Source organism: Labrys okinawensis (assembly GCF_002982075.1).
GTDB classification, from domain to species: domain Bacteria; phylum Pseudomonadota; class Alphaproteobacteria; order Rhizobiales; family Labraceae; genus Labrys; species Labrys okinawensis_A.
Genome location: NZ_PUEJ01000011.1, coordinates 167,838 through 185,281 on the forward strand (window position 1 = coordinate 167,838; position 17,444 = coordinate 185,281).

A 17,444-nucleotide genomic window follows, 5' to 3' on the forward strand; every position below is an offset into this window, starting at 1 on the left:
GAACAAGAAACGATGAACGAACAGGTCTCTACCAAGAAGCTGATCAATGCGCCCGAACAGATCATCCAGGAAATGATCGAGGGCATGACGGGCGCACATCCCGACCTGCTGCGCGTGGAAGGAGAAACGGGCCGCGCCATCGTTGCCGTGGACGGACCGCGCGCCGGCAAGGTCGGCATCGTGATCGGCGGCGGATCCGGCCATGAGCCTGCTTTTGCGGGCTATGTGGGACGCGGCCTGGCGGATGCCGCGGCGGTGGGTAATGTCTTCGCCTCTCCGTCCCCCGCGCACATCGTCGAAGCGGCGCACGCTGCCGATAGAGGCGCCGGCGTGCTGCTGCTCTATGGCAACTATACCGGCGACGTGCTGAACTTCACCATGGCCGCGGAGGAACTGGCCGGCGAAGGCATGAACGTGCGCCAGGTCGCGGTGGCCGACGACGTGGCTTCCGCGCCTCACGAACGCAGGAACGAGCGGCGCGGCATTGCGGGCGATTTCTTCGTGTTCAAGATCGCCGGCGCCGCTGCCGATCTCGGCGAACCTCTCGCGCGCGTGGAAGCGCTTGCCCGCGCGGCGAATGACGCAACCTGCTCCATGGGCGTGGCGCTCAGTCCGTGCTCCCTGCCGCAGACGGCCAAGCCCAATTTCACCATCGGTGCCGAAGACATGGAAATCGGCATGGGCCTGCATGGCGAGCCGGGCATTCGGCGCCAGAAATTGGCGACGGCCGATGTCGTCACCGACGAATTGATGGACAATCTGACCAGGGAGCTTTCGCTCGCGCAGGGAGACCGCGTCAGCGTCCTGGTCAATGGTCTGGGCGCAACCTCGCAAATCGAACTCTATGTGATGTTCCGGCGCGTCAAGCAGCGTCTCGACGCCCTCGGTGTGAGGATCCACGCTTCCTGGGTGGGCGAGTATGCGACGTCGCTGGAAATGGCAGGCGCCTCGGTGACGCTGATGAAGCTCGACGACACGCTTCAGGCCCTGCTTGACCATCCCTGCCGCACTTTGGCCCTGACCGTCGGCGCAATGGACCCGGTCGTCGAGAAGGGCACGGTGCGTCGCCAGCCCGAACGGACAAGCGATCGTGGCGCGGCGACAACGGAAGCCGCTCGCGAACTCATCGCCGATGGCGACATCACGCCCGCCCTGTTCCGGGCCATGATGCAGAATGTCGGCAACCAGATCATCGCGGAAAAGGATTGGCTCTCCGAGCTCGACGGCGTCATTGGCGACGGAGACCACGGCGTCACCATGGAGGTCGGCTGGCGCGCCGTGCAGAAGGCTCTCGACGAGGGGCCTGACAATGAGGCGATCGAGGGCATATGCAAGCGCATGGCCAAGGCCTTTCTCGATGCCGTCGGCGCTTCTTCGGGGCCGCTTTATGCGACCGCTTTCCTGCGGGCCGGCACGGCGGTCGGCAATCGCCTCAATCTCGACTCCGAAGCCCTGGCGGCCTGGCTTTCCGCGGCCTGCCAGGGGATTCGAGACCGCGGACGCGCCGAGCCGGGCGACAAGACCATGATCGATGCCTGGGTGCCGGCCGTCTCCGCGGCGCTGGAGCGGGCACGAGAAAAAGGCTCGACACTCGATATCCTGATCGCCGCCAGGGACGGCGCCAAGGATGGCATGGAGGCGACGGCGGCAATGGAGGCGCGGCGCGGCCGTGCAGCCAAGCTCGGAAAGCGCTCGATGGGGCATATCGATCCGGGTGCGGCTTCGACCTATGTCATGCTGAGGGCCATGTCAGAGGCGCGCCAGCACGCCCTTGGCTGAGTCCCGGCGGGGCAGCGTATATGCCCGGATCGGTCTGGCCGAAGAGCTGAAAGACGCGGAACGTTTGCCGCTGCCGGGCTTATCCCTGCGGCGAGAAACGGATGCGATGTTTGACCCGCGCGTCCTTGCGAGCGTAGCGAAGCAATGACGATGCTTTGTCGGTCAAGCATCGATGCCGCTGGTATGATGCGAGGCGAAGATCTGCCGTCTTCGTGACGGCCGGGCGCTAGCGTGGCCCCTGCAGAAGGGCTCTGGCAACCGATTCACTGGTTACGAGGCGGTTGACATACCCTGCCCGCAGAATCGCCCGGATAATCGGGATTTTGTCCGTACCCCCTGAAACGAGCACCGAGATCGGCTTTATCTTGAGCTTGTCCGGCGGCAGGGCGATGATCGACTCGTTGAGAAAGTGGTCGATGGGGCGGCCCTGGTAATCCAGGAAGCATCCCATGAATTCGCCGACGGCGCCCAGATTGAGAATGGCGTCGAGATGATCCTTCACGACCCGTATCTGCGTGAGCGAGGTGTCATGCGATAGCGGGCCACAGGAAACGAGGCCTATGTCGGCGATTTCCGTGCGCGCCAGGACATCGGTCAACTCCTCGTTCAGAAGCACCGCATTGCGGCTTTCCGGATTGGCGCAATAGATCGGTGCCGTCAAATAGTGGCATTCCACGCCGAGGGAGCGGGCGAAGGCCGTCGCCACTTCGAAGGTATTTGTCGAGGAACCGCTGGTAACGCCGCCCGTCAGTCCGACCACCCAGCTCGTCGGCCGCAGTTTCGCCGTCAACGCACGCACCGCATAGCTCAGCGTGCGGCCCGAACCGATGCCCACACCCATGTCCTGACCATTGATCAGCGAACTGGCGAGCATGCCGGCCGCCTCGCCGATGACGCGCTTCTGCTCGAGATAGTCCGCCACGTCCGGCACCACGACCGACTCGACCAGGCCATATCGCGCCGAGACCCTTTCCGCGAGAGCGATGCAGTCGCTCAGCGGCAAGCTGACACGGATCTGCACCTTGCCTGTATCCCGAACCTGGCCGATGATCTTGTTCACCTTCAGCCGGGTGATGTTCATGCGCTCGGCTATTTCCTGCTGGGTCTGGCCTCCCACGAAATAGAGCCAGGCCACGCGGGCGCGCTCAAGTTCTTCGGCAAGATTCGCCCCTGCCGGCATACTGTCTTCGATCTCGCTGCTGGGCACGGATTGGTCCTGTAGAATGGGGCATTCGATATAGCCGCGTGGCATGAGCCGTTGCAAACCTTGTCACAAGTGATCCAGTGCCGAAACAGGCTCTGCCGCCAACCGGACGGCAGCCTGACTTTGAATTCAGTATTGATCGGAATCGAAACCCGTACTGCACCTGATATTCGATCCGAACGGCCTGCGTTCCTGCATCGCTGATCGGCTGACCGTAAGATCAAGGAATTGCTCGCAGCGCCGATGGCTTATCGGGATGCCGAGCGAGCTGGCTGCGCCCGGGACAACAAATGGCCAGGCCGTGCCTCCCGTCATCCTGCCCGGCCTCGCCAAGTATCGCGGGCTGCTCAACGATTTTCGCTGGTCACGATTATGGGGAAGCCTCTGGCGGTCGCGGCTCAGGAATGCCGCATCGGTGCATGCTCCGCGCCGACGGGCTTCGAACTTTTCCAATACCGAGCGGTAAATCTGGCATGGCTCTTACAGCCCAGGCCGCGGAGTTTCGCGCGGCTGCGATTTTGCCGGTTGACAATCCGCCGGCCTCTCAAGTACCGTTCATTTGTAATTACAAATGAAAATGAGGGGAATCAATGAGATCGCTCCCATCCCGGGTTCTCGCGGCTACGTTGCTGATGGCATCGCTGACCGGGGCGCAAGCCCAATCACAACGGCAGATCACGATTGCAAACGAGGGTGGATTCCCTCCTTTCAACATGACGGCTGCGGATGGAACGCTGCAGGGTTTCGACATCGATCTTGGCAATGCGATGTGCGAGATCATGAAGGCGAAGTGCAGCTTCGTGACGAACGAATGGAGCGGCATCATTCCCGCCCTGCTGGCCAAGAAATTCGACGTCATAATAGGCGGCATGGGCATCACTGAAGAACGCAAGAAGCGTGTCATCTTCAGCGCACCCTATGCTCGCACCTATTCATATTTCGGAGTGGTGGAAGGCAAGGAATTCAACATCACCCCCGAAGCCATGAAAGGCAAGGTGATCGGCGTCCAGCAAGGAACGACCAATGCCGCCTATGTCGAGAAAACATATCCGGGTGCGGAAATTCGGCGTTATCCATCCATGGATGCGCTGGTGTCCGATCTCAGGGCAGGGCGTGTCGACGTCGTGCTGGGTGACATCGAGCCATTCCTCGCAAAGGGCGACGAAACGCCGAAGATGGTCAATATCGGCGACCCGGTGCAGGTCTCCGAAGGGATCGGCATGGCATTTCGTCCCGAGGACACGGCGTTGCGCGATGAGTTCAATGGGGCGCTGCAGACGCTCCGCGACAACGGCAAGTGGGCCGAGCTTGCCAAGAAGTGGGGCCCGCCGATCAAGTAGGCGATGCCGGACGTCGTCACAACGACGTCGGACTTCAAGACGGCCACCTTTTGCCGGAAGCGAGGCAGGCGGTCGTCAATCTGTTCTCGCAAATATCGATCCGTCGCCGGCCGTATCCGGGACAGCGGCAATAGCGCCGCACGTCCCGTTTGCGGCGCCGCGCCCGTCCGATCGATTCCCAAGGTAGTGCTGGATGCTTGAGTATTTGGAAGCAGGTTGGGGCTGGCAATTCGCACGAGCCTTTGGCGTCAGCCTGACAGTCGCGGTTCTCAGCTTCGCATTCTGCATCCTTATCGGGATCGCGCTTACGATCGCCGCAAGATCCAGGCTGTGGGGCGCGGCTGCGATCATAAAACTCTACACCTACATTTTCAGAAGCCTGCCCGACATCCTCCTCCTCCTCCTGATCTTCTACACGGCGGATGGCATCATCAACGGCGCATTGGCAATGATCCCGGGCATGTCGCATCTTACCGTGAACCCGCTGGTTCCCGGCATCATGTCGACGTCCATTGTGCTCGGCGCCTATTCGACCGAACTCTTCAAGGCCAGCTGGGCAGACATACCATCCGGGCAAAATGAAGCGGGACGTGCGCTGGGCTTCTCGGTCTTTCAGTCGCTCGCCCTGATCATCCTCCCTCAGGTCTACCGGAAGATGATTCCGTATCTGAGTTCGCTTTGGCTGATCAGCATGAAGGAAACCGCCCTTCTGAGCATTATCGGCATTTCGGACATCGTTCGCACCGCCTCGATCGGGGCTCGCTCGACCGGAGCGCCATTCACCTTCTACGGCATCGCGATCGCCATTTTCATCGTCTTCGCCTTCGTGTCGGCCAAGCTGTTCCACAGGCTGGAAAAGCAGTCGCGCCGGTCCATGGGAGAAATCTGATGGACCTCATCATCACCTACAGCAAGGAAATACTGGGCGGACTATCGACGACCCTTGGGCTGTTCATCCTCTCGCTCGTCATTGGCTTTGTGCTCGCGGCCAGCTCTGCCTTCATCCAGATCTATTTCGGCGGGCTGCTGTCGCGGGCCGTGTGGAACCTCATGTTCTGCATTCGCGGCGTGCCCATGCTGCTCGTTCTCTATGTTATCTATTACGGCTTCCCTGTGCTCCCGATCATCAGGGAAACATTTCTCTGGAACGTGTTTTCAAGTCCGTTCTGGTGCGCTGTCTTGTGCCTGTCCATCGTCGAGATGGCCTACACGTCCGAGATCATGCGGGGGTCTTATTTTCAAACCCCGAGGGAACAGATCGAAGCTGCCAAATCGCTCGGCTTAGGCGGCTTCCAGACATTCCGCGTGGCTATTCTTCCAGCCATGCTGCGCAACGGCTTTGCCGCCTACACAACCGAAGTCATCATGCTTTGCAAGTCCACGGCGCTCGCCTTCACCGTTACGGTGATGGACGTCATGGGGTTCGCCAACGAGATTCGCTCGCGTACGCTCGACGTTTATGAGCCGCTGCTCAGCGCCGGCGCAATCTACATCTGCATCACCATCATAACCCGTGTCGCTCTGTCAGCGGTCTTTTCGCTCGTCGCCGTTTCCGGCCGCGATCGGGCGGGAGCGCTGTGATGGCGCGTTCAAACGATGCTCCCCATGAGAGGAAGCCCGCAATGCCCGGAAGTAGTTTTGGAAGGTCTGTCGAAATCGAAGGCATGAGCAAGTGGTTCGGCGACTTTCAGGTCCTGGCCGACATCAATCTAACCGTAAAGGAGGGCGAGAAGATTGTCGTCTGCGGGCCTTCCGGGTCGGGAAAATCGACGATGATCCGCTGCATCAACGGTCTTGAACCATTCCAGGGCGGGGCTGTCAGGGTGAACGGTATCACCTTGTCGCAAAAGTCGAGGGTGCTGGATGCGGTCCGCAGGAATGTCGGCATGGTCTTCCAGCAATTCAACCTGTTTCCACACCTAACGGTTCTTGAAAACTGCACTCTGGCGCTGAGGTGGGTCCACAAAATGCCGCGCAAGGAGTCCGAAGACCTTGCGAAGCATTATCTGGCACGGGTCAGAATTCCCGAGCAGGCAGGCAAGTATCCGCGCCAACTGTCAGGAGGCCAGCAGCAACGCGTGGCGATCGCACGATCGCTGTGCTCCAGGCCGAAGATCCTGCTGTGCGACGAGCCGACATCCTCCCTTGATCCCGAGATGGTGAAGGAGGTGCTGGAGACGCTCGCCGATCTCGCAAATGACGGAATCACCATCATCTGCGTCACCCATGAGATGGGGTTCGCTCGCAGGATCGCGGACCGCATCATCTTCATGGATCAAGGGAAAATTGTCGAAGAGGCGCCGCCCTCCGTGTTTTTCGGCAATCCGAGCGAAGCACGCACCAAGCATTTTCTGGAGCAGATTCTCCACTGAGTTTCAGCCTGGCGCCTGCCAGGCACAACGACCAAATAAAATCCAAGCAATTCATAGGCAATAGACATGAATCTAGTGGCTGACACACTGTCGCTGGCGACGGAGCAACGTTCGCTCGGGCCGACGAACCCCGTATTTCCCCTGCTGCCGGCGTTGCTTTCAGGGTGCCCCGTCTCCTCCAAGGAAGACATGCAATATCCGCTCGAGGTCGCCTATGATTACGCAGCGGTGACCCGCGCCTCCTTCAGGAAGGGCTCCGGCTGGAACGATTGGCAGGAGCTTCTGCCGCCGCTACACCCGAAAATGACCATGCCGGTCGGCGGTACGCCGCTGGTGGACGTTTCAGGTGTCGCGCCTCGACGGTTCCGCGGGCGTGGTGTGCTCGTGAAAGACGAGAGCCGGAACCCGACCTGGAGCCACAAGGACCGACTGAACCTTTTTACGGTCTCGGCCGCCCTCCATGAAGGAGCATCGACCATCATTGTTGCTTCGTCCGGAAATCACGGCGTATCGGCGGCGGCGATGGCCAGTCGCGAGGGATTGAATTGCGTCGTTCTCACCATGCCTGAAATCAGCCCGGCATTCCGGGACATGATCCTCGGCTATGGCGCGTTTCCGGTATTCCTGCCGGCGGAAGACCGCTGGCCCGCAATGCGGCTGCTTCAGCAGATTCCCGGAACCTACCCCGTCAGCAATCTCACGACGGTGCACACCGGGCACCCTTGGGGGCCGGAAGGTTACAAGACGATCGCTTATGAAATTCTCGCCGATCTGGATGGGCTGGTTCCAGCGGCCGTCGTGGTGCCTACGGGCTACGGCGAGATGCTGTACGGCATCTACAAAGGCTTCAACGAGGCCCGGCTGCTGGGGCATATTGATCGAATACCGCAGCTCGTATCGGTCGAGCCTGCGGCGCGCGGCCCCCTCTATCACGCCATCAAGGCTGGCCTGTCCGCCACGACGGTCCATGCAAATCCGACGATACAGTCCGGGACCGCCACCACGGTGAACGGCTACAGATCCGTCGTCGCCATGCGTGAAAGCAAGGGCATCCCGCTATTGGTCGACGACGAAGCGGCCCGTGCCGCTCACGCAGTCATGGCCCGCCAGGGGCTGTGGCAGGAAGTCTCTTCGAGCGCCGCCTTTGCCGCGCTCGAGGATATCCCTGACCTTGAGAGCGATGGACCGGTCGTGGTGATGGGCTGCTCGACCGGGCTGAAGGAAACCCCGTCGTCCATGCAGGTGTCCGTGGCGAAGGCGGATCTGGTGTCGCTGCGGGCCTACCTGAAAAACGAGTACGGCTTCGACCCCTGACCCGCAGGACAGCGCAGCTGACCAGACCACCACCACCGGAAGCCGGAAACAACATACAGGCGAGACCATGTCCAATGTCGAGAACGCCCTTCTGGAAGCAGATCGCAATCTGGAAACCGCGACCGCCAAGCTCTTTGATTTGATATCCATCCCGTCCGTTTCCAGCGATCCGGAAGGAAAGCCTGGCATCGAGCAGGCGGCGCGCTGGTTATGCGACGAGCTTTCCGGCTTGGGTTTCGAGGCGCGCGTGGTGGAGACCGAGGGGCACCCGCTCGTGCTGGCCCACTCGACGGACGAGCTCTCCGCCAGCCGGCCGAAATTGCTCTTCTACGGTCACTATGATGTCCAGCCGGTCGGCGCTTTGGAAGATTGGCGGCATGCGCCATTCGAGCCTGAGATAGTCGAGGAAGACGGGGTTCGCCGGTTCTACGGACGGGGTGCTTCGGACAGCAAGAGCCAGTTATGGACATTCATCGAAGGGCTCCGCGCGTGGAAGACTGCGTATGGCGGCTTCGCGGGCAAAGTGACGGTTCTGCTCGAAGGCGAGGAAGAGTCCGGCTCCCACAGTCTGCCGGCTTTCCTGACGGCGCATCGGGATGAACTGGCCTGCGATATCGCCTTCATCTGCGACAGCGACATGTGGTCTCCGACGCAGCCGGCGCTGAGCCTGCGCTTGAAAGGCCTGCTGCACGAAAAGGTCACGATCTTCGCGCCGAACCGCGACCTGCATTCGGGCTTTTTCGGAGCGGTGGCGGCAAATCCGATCCGCATTCTGAGCTCGATGCTTGCAGACCTCCACGACGAGGCAGGACGCGTGACCATCGAAGGCTTCTACGATGGCGTGGAGGAGATTTCGCAAACGCTTCGTGCCCAATGGCGCGCACTTTCAGATGAAACCGACCTCTTCGACAAGGTCGATCTGACGGGTGGGATTGTCGAGCACGGCTATTCGCCGCTTGAGGCCATCTGGGGCCGGCCCACGATCGATTTCAATGGTGTCACCAGCGGAAACCAGGGACCCGGGGAGCGATCCGTCATTCCTGGTTCTGCCACCGCGCGGCTGTCCTTCCGCCTGGTGGAGGGGCAGGATCCGGAGAACGTCCGCCGGATCTTCCAGCGTTATGTCCGGTCGCGCTTGCCGGAGGGATGCACGGTGGCGTTCGAGGGTTTTCCGGGCAGCAGCGCCGTTACTCTGCCCGAGGACAATCCATTCGTGACGGCAACGGCCCGCGGATTGGCAAGGGAATGGGAAAGCCCGACGGTCTTGAAGGGCTCGGGCGGATCGATCCCACTCGCGCAGCAGTTCAAGGAGATGCTGGGCATAGATTGCATCGTGATCGGCTTCATCCTGCCCGATGACGCGATTCACGCGCCCGACGAACGCTACGACATCGAACGGTTTCACAAGGGCGTGCGCAGCTGGGTCCGCATTCTGGACGAGATCCAGAAAGCCTAGCGGTGGGCCGCACTTTTCAAGAGCACCCTCGATCCTTGCCGAAAGGCCTGTGCAAGCCGGTGTCCAGCGTCCGCTCAATGTCCTTCCTTCGGCTCTGGTCCGGCAATACCGCTTGCGGCATTGCCACCTGGGCGCTGCCTTTCGTGCTCGGCTTCGCCGTCTCGCAGGATATTCTGTCTGCGATCGACCTCGGCCTTTTCCTCGCGCTCCGCTCGCTCGGCTTTCTTGCCGCGGTGCCGATCGGCGGGGTCATGGCCGACCGGATCGGAAGCCGCAGGATCATACTGGCCTCGAGCCTGATCGCCGCCTGCGGAGCCCTGCTCATCTGCATCGGACTTGCCTGGGATGGCCAGGCGGCGTCGCTGCTGATAGGTGCGGGTGTGCTCCTGTCGGGTATCGGTCAGGGCGCCTCCAGACCTGTTTATCAGTCGATCGTGCCGCGCGTCGTGCCTGTCGCGGACCTCCAAACCGCCAATGCGGCGCTCAGCCTCTCGGTTCGGGGGACGATACTGGTCGGGCCTGCCGCCGCCACGCTGATCGCCACCGCATTTGGCGTAACGGCTGCGTTCCTCGCGATCGGGGTTCTCTGGACCATCAGCGCCCTGCTGCCACCATGGCCGGCCGAACCTCGCAAGCAAGCCGGCCCGTCAACGCCGCATGCCGCCTATATGAGGCTCTTCGCCGAAGACTTCATCGAAGGCTATCGCGAGGCGCGGCGCCATCCCTGGTTTTTCGCCGCGCTCGCAGCGCTCTGTGCGGTCGTGGCGACAGGCTATTCCGTCACCAATGTACTTGTGCCCGTGATCAGCGCCGACCTGTTCGACGACGCAACTTTGCTGGCGTGCAGCGTGACGGCATATATGTCTGGCGCACTGGTCGGGGCCGTTGTGGTTTCCAGCTGGAATCCGGCCAAGAGGGGCTGGTGGGCGCTCGCCGGCTTGGGCAGCTACGCACTGGTGCCGCTCAGCCTCCTGGCGGCAGAGACGTTCTGGATTCCGATGGCCGCCTATGCCCTTGCCGGCTTCGGGATGGAATTGTTCAACGTCATCTGGTTCACCGCCATCCAGGACGGGATTGCCCGCGAAAAGCTCGCGCGCGTTTCCTCGCTCGATTTCATCGTATCTTATGGGCTTGCGCCGCTGGGACTGTCGGCGATCGCCCCCTTGTCGGCGTTCATCGGCATCACGCCGATTCTCGTTGCGACGGCGGTCATCTGCATGCTCGCCGCGATCCTTGCCAGCGTGGCACCAACGGCGGCGGAGTTCCGCCTGAAACGAACATGAGCGAAACGGAACAGGGGGCCACCGCGGCTTCGCCCGGCGAACGATAGGGAGGTTGTATGGCTAGTCAGGTCTGGTCCACCATCGATTTTGAAAGGCATGGCGTTCAATCCGACTATGCCCGCGTTCCCTATTCATCCGACACATCCGCCTATGGCTGGCTTCCGGTTCCGATGATCTGCGTGAACGGGGGTGAAGGCCCGACCGTCCTTTTGACGTCCGGAACGCATGGCGACGAATACGAAGGGCAGGTCGCCTTGCGCCGGATCGCCCACGCCCTTACGCAGACGAAGGTCAAAGGCCGGGTTATCATTCTGCCGGAATTGAACCGGCCGGCGGTCATTGCGGGGCGCAGAAACTCTCCCCTGGATGGCGGAAACCTCAACCGGCTGTTTCCTGGCGACGCCATGGGCGGTCCCACCGCCATGATCGCGCATTACGTGACCGAAGTTCTCTTTCCGTTGGCCGATTACGCGCTCGACCTTCATTCGGGCGGAAGTTCGCTCGATTACATGCCCGTGGCGTTCGCGCATCGCGGCCGCACGCCGCAACAGGAGCGGCGGATCGAGGAGTTGCTCGACAGCTTTCGTGCGCCGAACACCATCCTCACCGATGGCAAGGGTGGGGGCGGAGCCACGACGCTGTACGCTTCGGCGGTCGCACACGGGCTGGCGGCGCTGACAACGGAGCTTGGCGGCGGACCCGGGCTGTCGCCGGCCGGCGCCGATCTGGCGGAGGCCGGCATCCGCCGTGTCCTGCGCCAGCTGGGGATCGCGCCTGAGATTTCGGCTCCGGAAGCCCAGCCTGCCCGCAGGCTGAAAATGCTGCCGCCCGCCTCCTCGATCTACGCGCCTTCAGACGGTCTTTTCGAACCGATCGCAAAGGTCGGTGACCCGGTCAGAAGCGGGGACCCGGCAGGATATCTGCATCCGCTTGGCCTGCCCCTGGCCAGACCGCTCGAACTCCGCTTTGGCGCCGATGGTATCGTGATCTTCCGGAGATTCCCCACTCTCACCGCAACTGGCGATGCGCTTTATGGCCTGTGTGCCGAGATCGACGGTTGAACCTCATTCACGGCAGGATGAAAAGTTCACGGGGCATGGTCATCAGTGATTCATGTCCCGTCGCCGTAACGCAGACCGTATCCTCGACCATCATGCCGTCCACGCCGAGTTCGTAATAGGGTGTCTCCAGGCAGAGGCACATCCCTTCGACGAGCGGGGTGGCGTCGGTAGGATTGATAAGTGGCGAGTCATAAGACCGCAGCCCGATGCCATGGCCGCAATGCTGCCGCCTGTATTCGGGCAGGCCGTTGGTGCGCACGGCTTCTACCGCCACCCCGAAGAGCTCATTGGCTGCGATCCCCGCGCGCACCGCCGCAAGCTCCTCATCCAGTCCCACACGCAGCGCCTCGTAAATCCTGCGCTGTCGGGCATCCGGCTCGCCGAAAACGAAAGTCCTGGCGATATCGGACCAATAGCCGTCGACGGTGCACCCGGCATCGATACGGATCATCTCGCCCTTGGCGATCGTTCGCCGGGTGGGATAGGCATCCGCCAGCGCCGATCTCGACCCCGTTGTCACGGAAACGAAGCGCGGAATTCCTCCGCCGGCGACGATATTGCCCGTGATTCCTGCAGTCAGGTCGAATTCGGTCATGCCGGCGCGAGCGTTCTCGATCACCCACCGGAAGCCATTCTCGATCAATCGCGCGGCGGTCCGAAGACGCGCCACCTCACCGGTTGTCTTCGTGGCGCGCGCCCTTGCGATGTCCAGCGTGACGTCGATGACGGCCCGGTCACCGAACATCTCGCGGCACAAGTTCCAGACCAGATCGTCATTCGTGCGGTCCACGCCGACGATACCGCTCGCTGGCCTTAATGTCCTCAGGGCTTCGACAAAAGCGTCCTCAAAACCCGTGCTTGCCGGCCGGCCAAAGCCCGCCGGTCCCAAGGCCGCCGTCGCGAAATGGAAAACACCGTAGCGATAGAGGAGATCGGGATCGCCCAGCAGGTCGAGCGCTGGGCCTGCATCGGCAGCGCTTACAACCAGCGATGCCCCGTCACGAGAGGCAAGCACCGCGGATCGATAAGTCGGCGCCAGATCGTGCGCCATGCTCACATAGCCGGACAGATAGCTTTTGTTGATCGTGTCGGAGGACACGATCATCGCAACCTCGCACGGCACTTCCGCAAAGACCTTGGTCCTCAGCTCCGTCGCCAGAACCCTCATGTCGGTGCCACTGTCTGCGTCGTTCACTATGGTAATCCCCGAAGCCGCGAGCCGGTCAGCCCAGACTCGCCAGTGGTTGGAGCGGGCTGAATTCTCCGATGAACTCATTGCGATAGCCGGGAAAAGACAACTTGACCCAGGTCAATGCATCGGTGTGCGCCCATGTCCGCCGCTCCGACACGAGCAGCGGTTCGTTGGGCGCGAGCCCGAGCGCCTTGGCGATACGGCGGTCCGCATTGGTTGCCCGGATTGTATTGATCAGCCGCGTGCACGGTAGCCGCGCCAGCAGCCATTCGTTCGGCAGCACTTCATCGAAGGTTTCGAATTCAACTTCGGGGATGACCGAAATGCGGATAAATCGTTGCTCGAACACCTCGTTCGTGCCGTTGGCCTGGTGGACGAGTTCAAGCCGCAGCAGTCGTTCGTTCTCGACCGCCTCCTGCCATCCATAGGCCTGTGCAGCGTCGACCACCTCGCGTTCGAGAAGTTCGAAGCTGTAGGTCTTGTTTGCGCTCTCGATCTTGTGGCGAATATCGATAACGCCGATGACGGCGTGATTGTCCGTGCGTTCACTGACGAAAGTCCCCAAACGCCGTCGCCGTACAATGATCTTGGCGTTCGCCAGATTGTTCAGCACTTTATTCAGCGGTGCTCGGGAGACGCCAAGCGTGAACGCCAGGTCTTCTTCCGGCGGAATTCGATATCCCGGCGGCCAGGCGCCGGTCTGGATTTTGCTGCGGATCGCACGCTCGATCTGCTGGTGCGGGGCACCGACGCCATCCAGCGTAAGATCAGGAGATATCTCGCTTTTTCTGCGACGCATCTTCATGGAAACAACATAAACCACAGTGCTCGATTCAGAAAAGAGACGATTATCATCGCCCTTGTCTGTGCGTCTGGCCGCTATGGGTATCCCCCGGATCGCGGCCCTGCGGGCACGACCGCCTGAGGCAGTTGCACGTCAATCTGATCGAAAATGCGCTGCAGCATGCGCCAGGCGGGTCGAAGGTGATCGTCACCACGCAGACGATGGCGGGTGAGGGCGGAAGCCGATGGATCGACTATTGTGTTACCGATTCACGCCTCGGACTTGCGGCGGAGGATTTGCCGCATTTGTTTCGTCAAGCCTCTGCGGGCGCTCTTGCAGGGCGTGTGGTGCGGTAAATCTCCTCCAAGCTCATCATGTTCGAAAGGTCGACCCTCATTGGGGCGGCATGCCCGAAGGCCCCGCTCATCATGCAAGTCTTGGCTGCGGCTTCTGCAGCTTCCATCAAAATTGTTTCGGGGTGACGACCGTCAAGCAGGCCGACGAGGACATTGGCTATGTAGGTGTCGCCGGCGCCCAATGTGTCGATGGCGTCGACGCGTTTGGCCGGCGCTTCGCATATGCCCTTTTCCCCGACAAGGAGGGCGCCTTCGATCCCGCGTGTGACCAGGCTCCACTGCGCGCCCGCTATGCGCCCGCGCTGCGCCAGCGCCAGTGCCTCCTTGTAAGTGGCGCCCCCGGCGGAGAAGGCTAGGAGAAAGCAATGGGGAGCGACCTGGTCGATGCGCTTTGGAGTGTGAACGGTCGCGAGGTCGTAGGAGACTTTCGTCGACTCGGCAAAACGCGGCAGCCATGCGTCGACATGGCTCGAGCGGCCAGTATGAACGGCGTCGAAATCCGAAAGGCGGGCTAGATCTGCCCTCGAGGGTGCAATTATGGACACGCCAAGATTGGAACCGACGAAAATCCGGTCGCCATCTTGCGTCTCGATCACGCAATAGGCGGTCTGACCCTGCTCGATGCGCAACGAGGAAATATCGACCTCCTCCTCGATCAATGCCTGGCGGATCAGGCGGCCGGCGTCGTCGTTGCAGACCGCGCCGATATAAGCCGTAACAGCCCCTGCACGGCGGGCAAAAACTGCATGATTCACACAATTCCCGCCGGGGAACATCAGGTTCTGGTCGCGATAGCAGTCGACCACATTGTCACCGAAGGCGAGGATTCTGACGGGCCGTGACATAAGTGCCTACGCTCCTGAGAAGGATATGAGAGCGTTCTCAATTAGCCGACCGTGCGGTAAAATGCAAACGCCTTCCACGTCGCCTCGATGCGGGTGGTGGCGTCAGCGGGATCGGGCCGAGAGAGCGTGACCGGAAAAAGCCAGGCAATCCTGACGAGCGACCGCGGGATGGCGGCTGGGAAGCCGATTGAAACGAGAGAAGGCGGGAAGTTTCAACGCTTCAAGCCACTGCGCCGGTGTTCCGGGACCGCCTTCGGCTGGTCAAGTTGAGCGACGGAGCCACGTTCGATCATTTCGGCGGGCATCAGCACAGTTCGGGGTGGATAGTCCTCACCGCGAATACGTTCCAGAAGCATTCGTGCCGCAGCTTCTCCCATGGCCAGTCGGGGCTGGGCGACGACCGTAATGCCGGGGCGATGGAAGCTCATCCAGTCGATGTCATCGAAGCAGATGAGCGAGAGGTCTTGCGGGATGGACATTTTCAGTTCTGTGAGCGCCCGCATGACGCCTTCCGACATGGTGCCGTCCGTGGTGAACAGGGCGGTCAGCGGGTCAGGCATCGTCAACAGGCGTGGGACCGCCGCCTGGGCGGCCAGGGCGGAATAGCTTCCGGCTCGCTGAACCAGGCGCGGATCAACGGGCAGTCCCTCGATCCGGTGCGCCCGGATATAGCCCAGAAGGCGCTGCCAGCTTGGATAGAGCAACTCGCTTTCAATCGGATCGCCGGCGATGGCGCGCGCCAAAAAAGCATCCAATCCGCCGTTTGTCTCATCGACGAGTTCTGCCACGATGCCGATACGGCGATGTCCAGCCGCTATCAAATAGCGGACGGCCTGTTCAGCCGCGGCGATATTGTCCGTCGCCACACGGTCGACCATCAAACCGGCAACGGCGCGGTCTATCAGCACAAGGGGCATACCCATGCCCTTGAGATTATGCAGATGCCGCGCTTTGCGCGTGTCGCTCGGGGTGACGATGAGGCCGTCCACCTGCTTTTGCGCCAGAAGCTCGACCGAATGGACCTCTTTCGCCTGGGCCTCGTCGCTGTTTGTGATCAGAAGGCCAAATCCGTTCGCCTCGGCGACGTTGGAGATGCCACGCAGGACCGAGGCATAGAAAGGGTTCTGGATATCGCCGGCGACCACGCCGAGCGTGCGGGTCTGGCCTGTGATGAGGCCTCGAGCGAGCGCATTGGGCCGATAGCCAAGCTCTTGTGCCGCCTTGAGAACCTGCTCTTTTTTTTCCTCGCTCGTATAGCCATAGCCGCCGAGCACGCGTCCTGCAGTCGCGGTGGAGACACCTGCCGCACGTGCGACATCTGCGATCGTCGCTTTGCTTTTCGCAGCCAAATCGGGCTTTCCTCTCATATATCCAGCCGGTCAAGTGAGAATCCTATCATGCGCATTTCGAAAAGAAGCGACAGCATTATTTAAAGCGCCTTCTTGAACTCGCGCTAATAGCGCGACTGCTCCGAGATTCTTCCGGATTCGCCGCTTGACGGATGCGCTGACTCCGTGTCTCATATGTGAGAACGTTCTCTAAAAACAACTTCAAGGGGAACCAGAGAACGCATCGCGGACCCGGCGGGTTCGCTACGAGAAGGAGGCTTTCATGATTAGATCCATTCTGGCCGGCTGCATTCTGGGCGCGATGCTGGCAATGCCGGCGCTCGCCGGTGTCATCCCCGCCCTCCATGACAAGTTGCCGCAAGAATACAAGGACAAGGGTGTGAAGGCCGCGGTCTTCAATGATTGGGCGCCCGATGAATTCCTCGACTCCGACGGTCAGCTCAAGGGGTGGAGCGTCGATATCGCCAAGGAAATGGAAACGCGGCTGGGCGTGCCTTTCACCTTTGAGGGCACCAGCTTCGACGCCATCATCCCGGGCATTCAGTCCAAGCGTTTCGACGCGGGCTTTGCGTCCTTCGGGACCACCGCAGAGCGATTGAAGGCGCTCGACTTCGTTTCTCAGCGCCGGATCGGCACCTCCTTTGCCTATCCGGCCGACAGCAAGCTGGACATCAAGTCCGTATCCGAGGCCTGCGGCCTGACGGTCGCCGTGCTCAACGGTTCGTGGGATATCGGTCTTCTGGAGAGGCTGAACGCCAACGAATGCAAGGACAAGCCGGTCGTCATGCAAACGCATGGCACGCAGGCGCAGGCGGAACTCGCCGTTCGCTCCAATCGTGCCCAGGCCACGGTGGGCGGCTCGGTCAAGCTGGCTTATATGGCCAAGCAGACCGCTGACCTAAAAGTTTCACCGCTCGTCCTGTCGCCCGTCAACAGCTGCATTGGCGTCCGCAAGAACGATCCGCTCGGACAGGTCCTGGCGGACACGATCCAGTCGATGATCGATGACGGCACCTATGAAAAGATCATGGCAAAATGGGGCCTTAACGATGCCGGGATGCTGAGCAAGGCCCTTCTCATCACCGAAGAACATCCCGCGGATCTTTAAG

At 61.2% G+C, this 17,444-nt stretch carries 16 protein-coding genes; 11 read left to right on the forward strand and 5 right to left on the reverse strand.

The window, feature by feature from the left end; all coding sequences use genetic code 11:
• Positions 1–12: 12 nt before the first annotated feature.
• Complete coding sequence (dhaL, locus tag C5L14_RS25350; protein ID WP_105864887.1) at positions 13–1,779, forward strand: dihydroxyacetone kinase subunit DhaL; 1,767 nt, start codon at positions 13–15, stop codon at positions 1,777–1,779.
• 226 nt (positions 1,780–2,005) lie between these two features.
• Here dhaL and C5L14_RS25355 read toward each other — a convergent pair whose 3' ends face one another.
• Entirely contained in the window at positions 2,006–2,986 is a 981-nt protein-coding gene (locus C5L14_RS25355) for a sugar-binding transcriptional regulator (RefSeq protein WP_245443584.1), read from the reverse strand.
• 629 nt (positions 2,987–3,615) lie between these two features.
• Between C5L14_RS25355 and C5L14_RS25360 the strand changes: the two genes are divergently transcribed.
• From C5L14_RS25360 to C5L14_RS25395, 8 genes are all read left to right on the forward strand, one after another.
• Positions 3,616–4,323, forward strand: coding sequence for a transporter substrate-binding domain-containing protein (locus C5L14_RS25360; RefSeq protein WP_181161321.1), 708 nt, complete (start codon positions 3,616–3,618; stop codon positions 4,321–4,323).
• A gap of 205 nt (positions 4,324–4,528) precedes the next feature.
• On the forward strand, positions 4,529–5,212 hold the full coding sequence (locus C5L14_RS25365; RefSeq protein ID WP_181161322.1) for an ABC transporter permease subunit: 684 nt from the start codon (positions 4,529–4,531) through the stop codon (positions 5,210–5,212).
• Positions 5,212–5,904 carry an ABC transporter permease subunit gene (locus tag C5L14_RS25370; protein ID WP_105864851.1) on the forward strand — a complete coding sequence of 231 codons (693 nt, stop codon included), beginning with the start codon at positions 5,212–5,214 and terminating at the stop codon, positions 5,902–5,904. The genes C5L14_RS25365 and C5L14_RS25370 overlap by 1 nt, the downstream gene beginning before the upstream one ends.
• Before the next feature lie 41 nt (positions 5,905–5,945).
• Entirely contained in the window at positions 5,946–6,695 is a 750-nt protein-coding gene (locus C5L14_RS25375) for an amino acid ABC transporter ATP-binding protein (protein WP_245443589.1), read from the forward strand.
• Positions 6,696–6,761: 66 nt separating this feature from the next.
• Positions 6,762–8,009: a threonine synthase gene (locus C5L14_RS25380; protein ID WP_105864853.1), complete on the forward strand. Its 1,248-nt coding sequence runs from the start codon at positions 6,762–6,764 to the stop codon at positions 8,007–8,009.
• A gap of 67 nt (positions 8,010–8,076) precedes the next feature.
• Positions 8,077–9,465 carry a M20/M25/M40 family metallo-hydrolase gene (locus C5L14_RS25385; protein WP_105864854.1) on the forward strand — a complete coding sequence of 463 codons (1,389 nt, stop codon included), beginning with the start codon at positions 8,077–8,079 and terminating at the stop codon, positions 9,463–9,465.
• A gap of 77 nt (positions 9,466–9,542) precedes the next feature.
• Positions 9,543–10,748 carry an MFS transporter gene (locus C5L14_RS25390; RefSeq protein WP_105864855.1) on the forward strand — a complete coding sequence of 402 codons (1,206 nt, stop codon included), beginning with the start codon at positions 9,543–9,545 and terminating at the stop codon, positions 10,746–10,748.
• A gap of 56 nt (positions 10,749–10,804) precedes the next feature.
• Positions 10,805–11,809, forward strand: a complete 1,005-nt coding sequence (locus tag C5L14_RS25395) for a succinylglutamate desuccinylase/aspartoacylase family protein (RefSeq protein WP_105864856.1) — start codon at positions 10,805–10,807, stop codon at positions 11,807–11,809.
• Positions 11,810–11,816: 7 nt separating this feature from the next.
• Here the strand turns inward: C5L14_RS25395 and C5L14_RS25400 are convergent, their stop codons facing one another.
• On the reverse strand, positions 11,817–13,004 hold the full coding sequence (locus C5L14_RS25400; protein WP_181161323.1) for a M24 family metallopeptidase: 1,188 nt from the start codon (positions 13,002–13,004) through the stop codon (positions 11,817–11,819).
• 28 nt (positions 13,005–13,032) lie between these two features.
• Positions 13,033–13,806 (reverse strand): GntR family transcriptional regulator, encoded by a 774-nt coding sequence (locus C5L14_RS25405; RefSeq protein WP_105864858.1) that lies wholly within the window; start codon positions 13,804–13,806, stop codon positions 13,033–13,035.
• 125 nt (positions 13,807–13,931) lie between these two features.
• On the opposite strand from C5L14_RS25405, the gene C5L14_RS31015 reads away from it, so the two are divergent.
• Positions 13,932–14,141: a hypothetical protein gene (locus C5L14_RS31015; protein WP_428832657.1), complete on the forward strand. Its 210-nt coding sequence runs from the start codon at positions 13,932–13,934 to the stop codon at positions 14,139–14,141.
• On the opposite strand, the gene C5L14_RS25410 is transcribed toward C5L14_RS31015, so the two are convergent.
• Both C5L14_RS25410 and C5L14_RS25415 read right to left on the reverse strand, forming a co-directional pair.
• Positions 14,099–14,986: a PfkB family carbohydrate kinase gene (locus C5L14_RS25410; RefSeq protein ID WP_105864859.1), complete on the reverse strand. Its 888-nt coding sequence runs from the start codon at positions 14,984–14,986 to the stop codon at positions 14,099–14,101. The genes C5L14_RS31015 and C5L14_RS25410 overlap by 43 nt on opposite strands.
• A gap of 212 nt (positions 14,987–15,198) precedes the next feature.
• The gene (locus C5L14_RS25415; protein ID WP_245443586.1) at positions 15,199–16,335 is read right to left on the reverse strand and encodes a LacI family DNA-binding transcriptional regulator; all 1,137 of its coding nucleotides are present in this window, start codon (positions 16,333–16,335) and stop codon (positions 15,199–15,201) included.
• A gap of 310 nt (positions 16,336–16,645) precedes the next feature.
• Between C5L14_RS25415 and C5L14_RS25420 the strand changes: the two genes are divergently transcribed.
• On the forward strand, positions 16,646–17,443 hold the full coding sequence (locus tag C5L14_RS25420) for a transporter substrate-binding domain-containing protein (protein ID WP_245443587.1): 798 nt from the start codon (positions 16,646–16,648) through the stop codon (positions 17,441–17,443).
• Position 17,444: the final 1 nt, after the last annotated feature.